General features: G+C 66.5%; 13 protein-coding genes. 2 read left to right on the top strand and 11 right to left on the bottom strand.

Annotated elements, in window-relative coordinates; translation table 11 throughout:
* Nucleotides 1–13: 13 nt before the first annotated feature.
* From RR42_RS32875 to RR42_RS32905, 7 genes are all read right to left on the bottom strand, one after another.
* Complete coding sequence (locus tag RR42_RS32875) at nucleotides 14–316, bottom strand: YciI family protein (RefSeq protein WP_043356137.1); 303 nt, start codon at nucleotides 314–316, stop codon at nucleotides 14–16.
* Between the two features lie 5 nt (nucleotides 317–321).
* Nucleotides 322–1,209 (bottom strand): intradiol ring-cleavage dioxygenase, encoded by an 888-nt coding sequence (locus RR42_RS32880; protein WP_043358330.1) that lies wholly within the window; start codon nucleotides 1,207–1,209, stop codon nucleotides 322–324.
* A gap of 64 nt (nucleotides 1,210–1,273) precedes the next feature.
* The gene (locus tag RR42_RS32885; protein WP_043356138.1) at nucleotides 1,274–2,239 is read right to left on the bottom strand and encodes a sugar ABC transporter substrate-binding protein; all 966 of its coding nucleotides are present in this window, start codon (nucleotides 2,237–2,239) and stop codon (nucleotides 1,274–1,276) included.
* Between the two features lie 112 nt (nucleotides 2,240–2,351).
* Complete coding sequence (locus RR42_RS32890; protein WP_043356141.1) at nucleotides 2,352–3,320, bottom strand: ABC transporter permease; 969 nt, start codon at nucleotides 3,318–3,320, stop codon at nucleotides 2,352–2,354.
* The gene (locus RR42_RS32895; protein WP_043356142.1) at nucleotides 3,317–4,273 is read right to left on the bottom strand and encodes an ABC transporter permease; all 957 of its coding nucleotides are present in this window, start codon (nucleotides 4,271–4,273) and stop codon (nucleotides 3,317–3,319) included. Before RR42_RS32895 ends, RR42_RS32890 begins: the two co-directional genes overlap by 4 nt.
* The gene (locus RR42_RS32900) at nucleotides 4,266–5,774 is read right to left on the bottom strand and encodes a sugar ABC transporter ATP-binding protein (protein ID WP_043356144.1); all 1,509 of its coding nucleotides are present in this window, start codon (nucleotides 5,772–5,774) and stop codon (nucleotides 4,266–4,268) included. The genes RR42_RS32895 and RR42_RS32900 overlap by 8 nt, the downstream gene beginning before the upstream one ends.
* A 178-nt stretch (nucleotides 5,775–5,952) precedes the next feature.
* Complete coding sequence (locus tag RR42_RS32905) at nucleotides 5,953–7,278, bottom strand: amidohydrolase family protein (protein WP_043356146.1); 1,326 nt, start codon at nucleotides 7,276–7,278, stop codon at nucleotides 5,953–5,955.
* Nucleotides 7,279–7,489: 211 nt separating this feature from the next.
* Here RR42_RS32905 and RR42_RS32910 point away from each other — a divergent pair, with 211 nt between their 5' ends.
* A complete protein-coding gene (locus RR42_RS32910; RefSeq protein WP_043356148.1) occupies nucleotides 7,490–8,404 on the top strand; it encodes a LysR family transcriptional regulator in 915 nt (304 codons plus the stop codon).
* A gap of 36 nt (nucleotides 8,405–8,440) precedes the next feature.
* Here the strand turns inward: RR42_RS32910 and RR42_RS32915 are convergent, their stop codons facing one another.
* Together RR42_RS32915 and RR42_RS32920 are read right to left on the bottom strand one after the other, a co-directional pair.
* On the bottom strand, nucleotides 8,441–9,319 hold the full coding sequence (locus RR42_RS32915) for an NAD(P)-dependent oxidoreductase (RefSeq protein WP_043356149.1): 879 nt from the start codon (nucleotides 9,317–9,319) through the stop codon (nucleotides 8,441–8,443).
* Nucleotides 9,320–9,371: 52 nt separating this feature from the next.
* Nucleotides 9,372–10,439, bottom strand: a complete 1,068-nt coding sequence (locus tag RR42_RS32920) for a maleylacetate reductase (RefSeq protein WP_043356150.1) — start codon at nucleotides 10,437–10,439, stop codon at nucleotides 9,372–9,374.
* Nucleotides 10,440–10,778: 339 nt separating this feature from the next.
* On the opposite strand from RR42_RS32920, the gene RR42_RS32925 reads away from it, so the two are divergent.
* Nucleotides 10,779–11,771 (top strand): alpha/beta hydrolase, encoded by a 993-nt coding sequence (locus tag RR42_RS32925; RefSeq protein WP_052495131.1) that lies wholly within the window; start codon nucleotides 10,779–10,781, stop codon nucleotides 11,769–11,771.
* Between the two features lie 120 nt (nucleotides 11,772–11,891).
* On the opposite strand, the gene RR42_RS32930 is transcribed toward RR42_RS32925, so the two are convergent.
* Both RR42_RS32930 and RR42_RS32935 read right to left on the bottom strand, forming a co-directional pair.
* Entirely contained in the window at nucleotides 11,892–12,260 is a 369-nt protein-coding gene (locus RR42_RS32930) for a type II toxin-antitoxin system VapC family toxin (RefSeq protein ID WP_043356151.1), read from the bottom strand.
* Nucleotides 12,254–12,472 (bottom strand): ribbon-helix-helix protein, CopG family, encoded by a 219-nt coding sequence (locus tag RR42_RS32935; RefSeq protein ID WP_043358332.1) that lies wholly within the window; start codon nucleotides 12,470–12,472, stop codon nucleotides 12,254–12,256. The genes RR42_RS32930 and RR42_RS32935 overlap by 7 nt, the downstream gene beginning before the upstream one ends.
* Nucleotides 12,473–12,708 lie beyond the last annotated feature (236 nt).

Raw genomic sequence — 12,708 nt, forward strand, 5'->3', positions numbered from 1 at the left:
CAAGTTCTTCACATCAGGCCGGCGGGAAGCCGGCCCTCTGCGGCCACAGGTTGCTAAAGCCATGCACGGTCGACTGCCCATAGACGCCGGCCTGCGTGAAGGGCTCGCCTGCCAGCCACGCCTTGGCCTCGGCAAGCGACGGAAAATCGATCACCAGCAGGCTGCCGGCCATGGTGGTGCCGTCCTCGGCCAGCAGCGGCCCCGCAAAGGCGATGCTGTCGGCCTTGGCGCCGAGATAGACCTTGTGTTCCGGGCGCACGCGGGCGCGCAGCGCACCGGTGCCGGGCTTGTCGAGAAGATGGAATACAAACAGCATGAGGCCTACCTCCGGGACGGCGCCGGCGCTGCCGGTGCCGGGTTGAGAATGAAATCGAAATCCAGCGTGTAGAACGGCGTGGCCGATGACGTGCCGTCCGGGGCGGTGCCGGCCTCGTGCCGCACCCAGTCCCCGATGAGTGAGCTGCGCACGCCGAAGACCGCGTCGGAATCCAGGTATTCGCCGCCCTCGCGGAACACATGGGTGATGAGCGTCTCAAACCCCGGCGCCGAGATCATGAAGTGCAGGTGCGCGGGACGCCACGGATGGCGGCCCATGGCATCGAGCATGCGGCCCACCGGGCCGTCGTGCGGAATCGGGTAGCACTCGGCGACGATCGACTTGAAGTGAAAGCCGCCGCGCTCGTCGGCCGTCAGCGTGCCGCGGCCCTGGTGGCCATCAAGCCCCGCCTGCTGCACATCGTAGAAGCCTTCCGAATCCGCCTGCCAGACTTCCAGCCGCGCGTTCGGCACCGCCTCGCCCGTCACGCTCTTGACCTTGCCGCTGACGTAGCACGGCTCGCCGGTCATGCCGTTGGCTACGTCGGCGCCCAGTTCGTACTCTGGCGCGTCGTCCACGTAGAACGGCCCGAACACCGTGGCCTCGGTGCAGCCGCGCGGCTTCTTGTGGTTCTGCGCGGTGACCAGCGTGGACAGGCCAAGCGTGTCGGACAGCAGGATGAACTCCTGCCGGCTGCTGGTGCAGGTGTGGCCGACTTCAGTCAGGAACTTGATGCCTTCGGCCCATTCGGCCTCGGTGAGATGCACCTCGCGGGCAAAGGCGTGGAGATGCTGGACCAGGCTGGTCATGATCTCCTTCATCCGCCCGTTGGGCATGTCGGCATGCCGCGCCAGCACGGCCTGCGTGATGGTCTCTTCGTCTAGGTTGCGCATGATGCGTGGTCTCTCGTGGTTGTTCTTGCGGACGTTATTGCGGACGTTCTTGCGGACATCGGGGTCAGGCCTTGGCGGCATCTTCCCAACGCGGACAGGCACGTTTGCTCACCGGGATATCGATCGACTGGTAGTTGGTCTTGTCCACCACCGTGGCCGGCAGCACGATGCTCTGCGTGACCGGCATGCCGCGCAGCTTGCGGATCGCGGCGGTCATGCCCAGGCAACCCTGGGCAAATCCATTGTAGTCACCCGTGGCAAGCATGGTGCCGGCCTTGATCGCGTCGATGGCCTCCTGCGTGCCGTTGATGCCGGACACCAGCGCCTTGCGGTTGGCGCCCTGCAGCGCCTCGATGGCGCCGATGGCCATGGCGTCGTTGGTGGCGAAGATGGCGTCGATCTGCGGGTACGACTGCATCAGGTTTTCCATCACCTGCAGGGCCTGCAGGCGCTGGTAGTTGGCCGGCTGCGAGGCCACCAGCTTGATGCCGGGGAAGGCCTTGAGCGCGTCGTGCATGCCTCTGACGCGGTCGATATTGGTCAGCGAGCCCTTGATGCCTTCCAGCAGCACCACATTGCCCTTGCCGCCCATGGCCTTGAACAGGTGCGTGGCGGTCTTCAGCCCCAGGTCGTAGTCGCTGGCGCCGATGAAGGAGACGAAATTGCCCACGTCGCTCTTGTCGGTCACGTTGACCACCGGGATGTTGGCCGCGTTGATCTTCTTCACGCCAGGGCCCATGGCCTTGTAGTCCACCGGGACGAAGACGATGGCGTCGGCCTTCTTGACGATCACGTCCTCGATCTGGCTCATCTGCTCCGGGATGCTGTCCGGCTTGGTGGGGATGTAGTGGGTGACGCGCGCGTTCATGCTCTTGGCCGCGGCGTCCGCGCCCTGGCGCACTACCTGGAAGAACGGGTTGGTCTGGTTCTTGGTGAACACCGCGATGCGCTCGCCGTCCGCGTGGGCCGGCGCGGCCAGGATGCCGAGGGCCAGCAAGCCAGCCAGTGGCTTCAGGTTACGTACGTTCATGTTGTCTCCTTTGTCTTTGATGAAAAGCTGCGACCTTGTTTGACGACCTCGATTGACGACCTTGCTTGACGACGTCGAGCCAAGAGGCTTTCAAAATGAAACGAAGCGGCCTCTACGACCTCACGCCCAGCCGCTTGCGCGACAGCGTATCCAGGAATACCGCCAGCACCACGATCACGCCCGTCACCAGCGGTTGCCAGTTGGCGCTGACGGTGAGCAGGTTCATGCCGTTGAGCACCAGCGTGAGGATGATGGCGCCGACCAGCGTGCCCGATACCCTGCCCACCCCGCCGAACAGCGAGGTGCCGCCGATCAGCACCGCGGCGATGGCGGGCAGCGTCAGCGCCTCGCCAATGTCGCCTTCGGCCGAGTTGAGCCGCGCCAGGAACACCAGGCTGGCGATGCCGGCCATGGCGCCGCTCACCAGGTACACCAGCACCAGCCGCCGCCTGACGGGCACGCCGGAGAGCCGGGCCGCGACGGGATTCGCGCCGATGGCGTAGATCTCCTGGCCATAGGTGGTCTTCTGCGACATGGCGGTGCCCGCAACCAGGAACACCAGCATCAGGTACACCGGAATAGGCACGCCCCACAGGTAGCCGCTGCCGATCGCCCGAAACGCCGGCGGGAAGCCGTGGATGGTCTCGCCCGCCATGAACCAGTAGGTGACGCCGTGCAGCACCCACAACATGCCGTAGGTGGCAATGAATGGCGGGATGCGCAGCATGGCCACCAGCAGGCCGTTGGCCAGCCCGATCAGCGCGCCGGTGCCCAGCCCCGCGCCCACGCCTAGCATGGTGGAGCCGGTGGCCTTCATCACGGTGGCCGCCACGCAGGCCGACATGGCCACGTTGGCGCCCACCGACAAGTCAAGCCCGCCGGTCAGGATCACCAGCGTCACGCCCGACGCCAGCAGGAACAGCAGGCTGGCCTGGCGCAGCACGTTGAGAATGTTGCCCAGCGTCAGGAACGCGTCCGACGCCACCGCCAGCAGCAGGCACAGCAGGCCCAGCGCGAACAGCCGGTAGGCAAACGAGCGGGCATCCGCCGACAGTGGCGGGAACAGAGTCGCCGTGTTCATGCTTTCCCCTTGAACGATTCGATCAGCAGCACCACCAGCACCAGCAGCCCGATGGCCGCCACCTGCACCGACGACGGCACGCCCACCAGGTTGAGCCCGTTGCGCAGCACGCCCACCGCCAGCACCCCCAGCACCGTGCCGGGCAGCCAGCCGTTGCCGCGGTCAAAGGTAGTGCCGCCCACCGCCACCGCGGCGATGGCATCGAACTCCAGCCCGATGGCCGCCGTGGGGTGCCCGGCATTCATGCGCGCCGTGAGCAGCAGCGCGGCCACGCCGGCCATCAGCCCGCCCAGCGCATAGACGGCGATCAGATAGACATTGATGCGCACGCCGGAGAACTTGAGCGCCTCGCGGTTGCCACCCAGCGCGAACACATAGGCGCCAAAGCGGGTGTGGTAGAGCAGCCAGTGGAACAGGCCGTAGAACACCGCCGCGATCCAGATCGGGAGCGGCACGCCGAGCAGTTGCCCGGCGTAGATCAGCGGAATCGCCTCGCCGATGCCGGTCACGCTCTGGCCATCGGTGGCCACCAGCGCCAACCCCTGCGCCACGCCGAGCGTGCCGAGCGTGGCCACGAACGGCGGGATCTCCAGCCACGACACCAGCGCGCCATTGAGCAGGCCGAACGCCAGCCCGGTAAGCAGCGCCGCGCCCAAGGCCAGGGGCAGCGATTCCGTGGCCACCATCACCATCGCCAGCACCACGCCGCACAGCGTCAGCACGGCGCCCATCGACAGGTCCAGCCCTTCGGTCATGATGATCAGCGTCATCGGCAAGGCGATCAGCAGCAAGATGGTGGATTGCGCACCGATGTTCAGCAGGTTCTCCACGCTCAGGAAACCCGGGCCCGTCACGCTAAAGCCCAGCGAAAGCAGCAGCAGCACCCAGACCGATCCGGGCACCTTGCCGATGGACAGGCCAAGCGGCCGCGGTAGTGCGTTGGTATCAGGCATCGTTCATCCCCAGTTGCAGAATGCGTTCTTCGGTCATCTCGGCGTGAGCGACTTCGCCGGCGATGCGCCCGCCGCGCATGACATAGGTGCGGTCGCAGACATTGATGATCTCCGGCAGCTCGGAGCTGATCAGCAGCACGCCGGCGCCCTGCTTCACCAGGCTGTCGATCAAGGCAAAGATCTCGGCCTTGGCGCCGACGTCGATGCCGCGCGTGGGCTCGTCGAAGATAAACAGCTTCGCTTCGGCGACCAGCCATTTGCCGATCACGATCTTTTGCTGGTTGCCGCCCGAGAGGAACTGCGCCAGCTGGTTGCCGTCGGGCGTGGCAATGCGCAGCCGTGCGATCTCGCGCTCGGCTAGCGCCTCGGCCTTGTCCGCGCGATACCAGCGCGCGGGAAAGGCGCGCCGCAAGCCGGCCAGCAGCAGGTTGTCGCGCACCGTGCGGATCAGCGCCAGCCCCTCCGATTTACGGCTTTCCGGAATCAGCGCGGCACCCAGCTCACGGGCGCGGTCCGGGCCGCCGGTGAGACGCTTGCCAAAGATGTAGATTTCGCCCTGCCGGATCGGGTCCGCGCCAAACACGGCGCGCGCCACCTCGCTTCGGCCCGAGCCCACCAGCCCGGCCAGGCCCACGATCTCGCCGGCGCGCACCTGCAGGTTGATATCCGCGATGCCGCTGTCCGCGCTGACGTTGCGCACGTCCAGCGCCACTTCGCCCGGCTGCGCGCTGCGCTCGCGGCTGTAGCTCATGTCGACCTTGCGCCCGACCATGCGCGCCACCAGTTCGTCCGGGGTGGCGTCGCCCGGCAGGCAGGCGCCTACCTTGCGGCCGTCGCGCAGGATGGTGATGCGGTCGCCCAGCGCAAAGACCTCCGCCATGCGGTGCGAGATATAGATCATCGACACGCCATCCGCCTTGAGCCGCGCGATCACGGCGAACAGCTTCTCGGTCTCGCGGTCGGACAGCGCCGCGGTGGGCTCGTCCAGCACCAGGATGCGCGCGTTCTGCGACAGCGCCTTGGCGATCTCCACCATCTGCTGCTGGGCCACGCCCAAGCGGTGCACCGGCGTGCGGGTGCTCACCTCCATGCCCAGGATATCGAGGATGCGGCGCGCTTCGGCGTGCATCCTGGCGGCATCGACGGAGCCGGGAATCCGCCCGCGCGGCTCGCGGCCCAGGAAAATGTTCTGCGCGATGTCCAGGTAAGGCACCAGCGAGAACTCCTGGAAGATCACCGCGATGCCGAGGCCCATGGTGTCGGCCGGGCTGGTGATCGCCACCGGGCTGCCGTCGTGATAGAACTCGCCGGCATCGGCCACGTAGACGCCGCACAACACCTTCATCAGCGACGACTTGCCGGCGCCGTTCTCGCCCAGCAGCATGTGCACCTCGCCGGGGTAGATGGCGAACGACACATCATCCAGCGCCTTGACGCCGGGGAAGTTCTTGCAGATGCCGCGCATCTCGAACAGCGGCGTGATCTCGGTGATTGCGTTCATGATGCGCGCCTGAGGCTCTTGCCGGCGCCGATGCAGGCGCCGATGCCGATGCCGTGCGTGGCGGGTTGTCGATGCATGTGGTCTCCTCCTTATCGTTGGTATCGCTGGTGGTTTTCCAGCGCTGGCGGCAAATGGATGCGCCCGCCCTTCCTTTTGCCTGCGGGACTTCGCTTCGCGCTTACCGCCCCGCCGCCAGGCGTTCGCCCGACGCGCGCAGCGCTTCAAGCTTGCGCGGCAGCCCGTCCACCAGCAGCCGGCCGTGGCGCTTGCGCGCCTTGCCTGCCACGAACACGCTGTCGATATTGGCCAGGCTGGCCTGCATCACGATGGCGCTCACCGGGTCGTGCAGCGGCATCATGTTGGGCTTGCGGGCGTCGATCATCACCAGGTCGGCCTGCTTGCCCACGGCCAGCGAGCCGATGCGGTCCTGCATGCCGAGCATCCGCGCGCCGGCCAGCGTGATCCAGTCCAGCGCATCGCGGCAGCTCACCGCGTGCGCGGGCGCGATCTCGCCATGCTGCTGGCGGTACTCGGCATGGTCCAGCGCGCGCTGGATGCCCAGCGCCATGCGTGCGGCAATGAACATCTCGCCGGACAAGCCCGATTCCAGGTCCACGCCGAGCGATGGTGCCGCGCCGAGGCGCGTCAGCCGGCCTGTGATCGGGAAACCGTGGCCCTGTGTCAGTTCGTTCTCCGGCGTGACGGAGAAGCTCATGCCCAGCCCGACGAAGCGCGCAAGCTGCGTGTCCGTGAGGTTGTTGCCATGCACGATGTTGATGTGGGGGCCAAGCAGCCCGGCCTGCTCCAGCCGCTCCCACCCCTGCGGCGTGCGGGCGCTGCCGCCACCCTGGTGCATGCTGGCCAGCAGGCCGAATTCCCGCGCCAGCGCAAAATCGTGCAGCGCGACTTCCAGCGTGGAGTAGTGCGGGCCGAGGATGGCCAAGCCGAGGCTGAGCAAGGACGAGCCTTGCAGCCGCCTGGACAGGCGTTCCACCTCGCTGCGCGGGTGCGGCATCTCCCAGAACGGCAAGGCGCCGGGCTTGGGGTCTGGCTTGGGCGAGCCGTGCAGGAACGCGGCGCGGATGCCGGCATGGTCCAGCGCGTCCAGCGCGGCATCGCTGTGCGCCGGCGTGGGATTGTTGTGGCACCAGTCCACCAGCGTGGTGGTACCGCAATCGAGCTGGTTCCACGCGCCGACGAGCGTGGCGATGCCGATGTCATCGGGCGTGAAGCGCGTGGCCAGCCCGGCATGCATCTGCCGGAAATACTCGGTCAGCGTCCAGCCCGAGGCGACGCCGCGCAGCGCGGTCTGCCAGGTGTGCATATGCGCGTTGACAAAGCCTGGGGCAACGATGAAGCCGCGAGCGTCGATCAGCTCGGCGCCATCCGCGTCCAGATGCGGTGCGATGGCGGCGATGCGCTCGCCGTCGATCAGCAGGTCGCCGGTGAACTCGCCGAGGGCGGGTTCCATGGTGACCAGAGTGGCCCCGCGTACCAGGATCATGGGTGTGTCTCCGTTGCCTGGCGGCGCTGCCTGTGGCCGGCGCGCCGCTCTGGGTTTTGCAAGCGTCCTGTCATGCCTGACAGGCGCTGGAACAAACTCTATACTGCCGGCAAATGGAAAAAAACGACGGATAAGGAAATCTTCTTTCCGCCAGGCGAGAGAATCAACATGGCTCGCGCGGCGGACCAAGGCGCACACGGGGAGACAAGGCATGGACCGTTGGACCGAATTCGAACTCTTCGTCCAGATCGCGGAGCTGGGCAGCATCAGCAAGGCCGCCGAGAGCCTGGACATTTCCAACGCGGCGGCAAGCCGCTACCTCACCTCGCTGGAGCAGCGGCTATCGGCGCGGCTGATCGAGCGCAATACGCGCCGTCTTTACCTGACCGATGTGGGGCACGAGTTTTTCCGGCGCTGCAAGGGCGTGCTGACGGAAATGAAGGAGGCGGAAGCCGCGGTCAACGCCAATGTGCTGGAGCCAGGCGGCACGCTGACGGTCACCGCATCGCTGTCGTTTTCCATGAAGCACCTCGCGCCGCTGCTGCCGGATTTCACCAGCCTCTATCCCAAGGTGGATGTGAACATCCTGGCGGCCAACCGCTACTACGACATCATGGACAGTGGCATCGACCTGGCCATCCGCACACGGGAGTTCGAGCCGGACTCTGGCCTGACCGTGCGCCGGCTGGCCGAGACGCGCCGCATCCTGGCCGCCTCGCCACGCTACCTGGACCGCATGGGCACGCCGCGCGAAGTCGACGACCTGCTGCGACACCACATGCTGATCTACTCCTACGCCAACCGGCCGCACGAGCTGGCCTTCACCCGCAATGGGGAGGAGAAGACGGTCACGGTGCGCAGCAAGCTGGAGTCCAACGACGGCCAGGTGATCCGCGCGGCCGCGCTGGAAGGCCTGGGCATCCTGGTGCAGCCCAAGTACATCGTCTACGACGATATCGTGGCGGGCCGGCTGATCCCTGTGCTGGACGACTGGGACCTGCCCCGGCTCACCATCAACATCGCCTTCCAGAGCCGGCGCTACCTGGCCGCCAAGGTGCGCCTGTTCATCGACTATCTGGTGGCGCACTTCGAGCGCATGGACTACGAGCGCAAGTGGACGTCGTGACGGCCCGCTTGGTGACGGCTAGCTTAAGCGCCCTGCCTAGCCATTGACGCTGGGCAGCCCGGCGGCAAGCCGCGCGGACTTGATCACCGCGGCGTAGTCGTCGCCGGCCATGCCCTGCGCGGCGGCGCCCTGCAGCATCTGGCCCAGCAGCGCGGTGAGCGACAGCGGCACGCGCAGGTCGGCGCCCGCCTCCAGGATCAATCCCACGTCCTTGAGCATCTGGTCCACGGTGAAGGTGGGCGTGTAGTCGTTCTCCACCAGCTGCGCGGACTTGGCCTTGACGATGGGCGCGGCCACCGCGCTGGCGGTGATGACGGACCACATGTCCTGCCATTTGAGACCACCCTTGGCGCCAAGTGCCAGCGCTTCAGCCAGCATGCCGGAGGTCAGGCCGATCATCAGGTTCACCACCAGCTTCATCAGGCGCGCTTGCTCGGCTTCGCCCAGGTAGAACTGGGCCGGCCCGAGCGCGGCCAGCAGTGGCTTTGCCACTGCATAGGCGGCCGCCGGGCCGGACACCAGCGCGGTCAGCTGCGCCGCTTCGGCCATCTTGTTGTTGCCGGATACCGTCACGCGCAGGTACGGGATATTGCGCTGCGCCAGCACGGCGGCCACGCGGGCGGACGCTTGCGGCGACACCGTGCTGGTATCGATATACAGCGTGCCGGGCGCGGCCAGCTCCGCCACTTGCGCGCCCACGGCCTCGAAGGCCGCATCGTGCGGCAGCGAGCTGAACACAACGTCCTTGCCGGCGGTTGCCTGCGCGAGCGAGCCGGTCGTCTTCAGCCCGGCCTGGCGCGCGGCTTCCAGCACGGCGGGCGACAGGTCGAAGCCTTCGACAGCGTGCCCGGCGGCGGCCAGGTGACGCCCCATGGGCAAGCCCATCTTGCCGATTCCGATAAAGCCGATTTGCATTGTTTGTCTCCGGTGTGTTGTGCGTTGGGCGTTTGCGAGCCCGCGAGCCCGCTCAGTCGGGGCGCACGCCTTCAAAGGCGGCCTGCAGCAATTCGCGAATCGGCGCGCGCTCGATCGGGCGCGGATTCCAGTACGGGTTGGCCAGGGCGATATCCGCGGCGCGGTCCAGGTCCTCGGCCTTCATGCCGATATCGCGCAGCGCTGTGGCCGCGCCGTGGCGGGCGGCCAGGTCGTAAAGCGCGGCGGCGGCGGAGATGCCTTCGCCGCCCATGGCCCGGCGGATCCGCGCCATGGCATCCGGCGCGGCCAAGGCGTTATAGGCCATGGCGTGCGGCAGCACCGCCGTGTGCGTCTCGGCATGGGGCAGGTTGAAACTGCCGCCCAGCGTATGGCACAGCTTGTGGTGCAGCGCCATGCCGACGCTGCCCAGCACAGTGCCGCACAGCCATGCGCCGTAGAGGCAATCGGCGCGGGCATCCAGGTCGGTGGGCGCAGCGAACACGCGGGGAATACCGCTGGCCAGCGCCCGGATGCCCTCCTCCGCCATCAGCGACGTCACCGGGTTGGCATCCTCGGCATACAGCCCCTCGGCGGCGTGCGCGATGGCGTTCAGGCCGCTGGTCACGCTCAAAGCCACCGGCAGGCCCACGGTCAGCGCCGGATCGTAGATCACGGTACGCGGCAGCACACGCGGATCGCGCCCGGTTTTCTTCAGGCCGGCGTCGGTGAGGCCGTAGATCGGCGTCATCTCGGACCCGGCGTAGGTGGTGGGAATCGCCAGGATCGGCAGGCCGGAGGTCAGCGCGATGGCTTTGCCCAGCCCGGTGGTCGACCCGCCGCCAAGGGCGATCATGCAATCCGCGCCCACTTCCTGCGCGTGCGCAATCGCCGCGCGGGCGGATTCCACCGGCACGTGCATCACTGCGCCAGGATAAATGCCGGCGGACAGCGGCCCGAGCGCGTCGGACAGTCGCGTTGCGTCTTCGGCCTGGTTGGGCGTGCACAGCACCAGCGCCCGCCTGGCGCCCAGCCGCTCCAGTTCCTGCCCCACCTGGCTCAGGGTGCCCACGCCAAACAGCACGCGCGTGGGCTGGGCCACGTATAAAAATGACGTTGGCATGGCTTTGTCTTCCTCCGCAAGGATCAGGTTCTGTGCCCGCTTGTCGTGTGTCTTGCCCGGCGCTTATGGCCTTGCGCAGTCAAAGACCACAGCCAGCGGACGCGCCAGTGCACGTTAGCCTTGCGCCAGGCGGAAAGAAATGCCGGAATGGGAAAACACTCTTGACGCACGCGGAAGAATTCACGCCTTTCATGAACCCTTTCGCGAACCCTTTCACGAATGGATGTCGCGCGGCGCCGGATTCGGTGCTAGCTTCCGGGCTGGACTAGCGCACTTTTCGATTCTGTCCGGCCGGCGCGGTCCCTTCTGCCATTCCACCCCTTGTGCAAAGCGAATACCGTGAAACTCCGAACCGCCACGCTCGCCGTCTCCGCCATACTTTCCGTGGTGCTCGTGGCCCTTGCCGCGGCGCTGGCCGCAGGTGGCCCGACCCGGCCAAAGCCGATGCTGAGCCTCAGCGATCCGTTCAAGGACGTGGATTTCTCCGCGCTGGCGGCCCCCGCCCATTACGCGGCACGTGACGGCGCACAACTCACCTACCGCCGCTACCCCCCCGCCGGCGGCCTGCCCAGCCGGGGCAGCGTGATATTGGTGCATGGCTCCTCGGCCAACAGCCAGAGCATGCATCCGCTTGCACAGCGCTTCGCGCATGCCGGTTTCACGGCCTACGCCCTGGATATGCGCGGCCACGGGGCCTCCGGCCCGCGTGGCGACATTGCCTACATCGGGCAGCTCGATGACGACCTGGAAGACTTTGTGAGCACTGTTCAGCCCGCCGGCCCGAAGACGCTGGTGGGATTTTCGTCGGGCGGCGGCTTTGCGCTGCGCGTGGCCGGCGGCGCGCGCCAGGCCCTGTTTGACAACTACCTGTTCATGGCGCCCTATACGAACCGCCGCGCGCCCACGTTCCGCCCCGATGCCGGCGGCTGGGTTTCGGTCGGCGTGCCGCGCGTGATCGCGCTCACGCTGCTGAACCGGATCGGCATCACCGCCTTCAACCACTTGCCGGTGCTGGCCTTTGCCATCAACGACGCACCGCGCGCCGAACTGACGCCGTCCTACTCCTATGCGCTGGCGACGAATTTCCAGCCCTATGAGGACTACCAGCGCAATATTCGCGAGATCCACAAGCCGGCGGCGGTACTGGCCGGGCAGGACGATGAAGTGTTTGTCGCCGCCAGGTTTGCACAGGTGTTTACCGATGCGGGCCGCCCGGATATTCCGGTAACGCTGGTGCCTGGCACCGGCCACATCATGCTCACGGTGTCACCGGCCGCCCGCGCGGCGGCGGTACAGGCCGTGGAGCGGCTGGATGGCTTGGCCGGGAGATGACTGGCGCGGCAGCGCCGGATGCGAGGAGAAAAGCGAGAAAAAAAGCGGCTGGCGGCAATGGATTCCGTCGCTCGCTCTGCGCGGCAACAGGCGTGCTCCCGCTCGTTTGCGCTATTTGAGTTATTTGAGCTGATAGGGAATCCGCACACCAGGCTCGCTGACCGAGAAGTCTTTGGTATTGCGTGTGACCAGCAACATCGAATGCGCTTGCGCCGACGCCCAGATAATCGCGTCAGGCAGCTTGATTCGTGCGGTTTTTCGAATCTGGACTGCGCGAGTGGAAACCGCATCATCGACTGCGATCAGCCGGAACGCATTGAGCCACGCGCGCAATGTCTGCTCTTCTTCCACTGTTGCGCCCACCATCACCTCCATCCAGGTGATGACACTGATCGCCCTTGACTCGTAGCGGCGCATCTCGATCATGGCCTCTTCGATTCCGTTCAAGTGGTCGATCAGGATATTGGTGTCGAAGAGCGCGTTCACCACTCCTCCCGCAGCTTTTCCTGATACGCAAGGCCATCCACCCCGCGGTGCTTCCAAAGCCCGAAGGTGTCAGCGGCCAGGCCAGGCTTGCGCTGCGCGATGTACGCTTGAATTGCCTCGCGAATGACTACTGCCCGAGGGCGCTTTTCTGCCTCGACAATGGCTGCCAGCGCCTGGAGCTGGTCTTCCGCAAGGTCGACCAGGATGCGACTCATGATTAACCCAAAAACGATATGTGATATACGCATCGTATATCATCCAATTTGAAACAACAAGGGACCAGCACGGCAATCCGGACCGGAACACGGCGGCGCTGGAAACCGGGCTGGCGCGCAGGGCTTCGCGACCAGCACGGCATCTGCTCCGGCCCGAACAGGCCCCTTCTGCTGCTGTTCGGCGCGCGCAAGGGGCGCTAGCCTCATGGCTACCCACTAGCCCCTCGCCGGCGGAG

The sequence above is a fragment of the Cupriavidus basilensis genome (assembly GCF_000832305.1).
GTDB classification, from domain to species: Bacteria; Pseudomonadota; Gammaproteobacteria; order Burkholderiales; family Burkholderiaceae; genus Cupriavidus; species Cupriavidus basilensis_F.

Excerpts from the sequence above, each read along its gene's own strand:
- RR42_RS32910 (WP_043356148.1), top strand. The coding sequence starts at position 7,490 with ATGGACCGTTGGACCGAATTCGAACTCTTCGTCCAGATCGCGGAGCTG.
- RR42_RS32895 (WP_043356142.1), bottom strand. The coding sequence starts at position 4,273 with ATGCCTGATACCAACGCACTACCGCGGCCGCTTGGCCTGTCCATCGGC.
- RR42_RS32900 (WP_043356144.1), bottom strand. The coding sequence starts at position 5,774 with ATGAACGCAATCACCGAGATCACGCCGCTGTTCGAGATGCGCGGCATC.
- RR42_RS32920 (WP_043356150.1), bottom strand. The coding sequence starts at position 10,439 with ATGCCAACGTCATTTTTATACGTGGCCCAGCCCACGCGCGTGCTGTTT.
- RR42_RS32890 (WP_043356141.1), bottom strand. The coding sequence starts at position 3,320 with ATGAACACGGCGACTCTGTTCCCGCCACTGTCGGCGGATGCCCGCTCG.
- RR42_RS32875 (WP_043356137.1), bottom strand. The coding sequence starts at position 316 with ATGCTGTTTGTATTCCATCTTCTCGACAAGCCCGGCACCGGTGCGCTG.
- RR42_RS32905 (WP_043356146.1), bottom strand. The coding sequence starts at position 7,278 with ATGATCCTGGTACGCGGGGCCACTCTGGTCACCATGGAACCCGCCCTC.
- RR42_RS32885 (WP_043356138.1), bottom strand. The coding sequence starts at position 2,239 with ATGAACGTACGTAACCTGAAGCCACTGGCTGGCTTGCTGGCCCTCGGC.
- RR42_RS32915 (WP_043356149.1), bottom strand. The coding sequence starts at position 9,319 with ATGCAAATCGGCTTTATCGGAATCGGCAAGATGGGCTTGCCCATGGGG.
- RR42_RS32880 (WP_043358330.1), bottom strand. The coding sequence starts at position 1,209 with ATGCGCAACCTAGACGAAGAGACCATCACGCAGGCCGTGCTGGCGCGG.
- RR42_RS32935 (WP_043358332.1), bottom strand. The coding sequence starts at position 12,472 with ATGAGTCGCATCCTGGTCGACCTTGCGGAAGACCAGCTCCAGGCGCTG.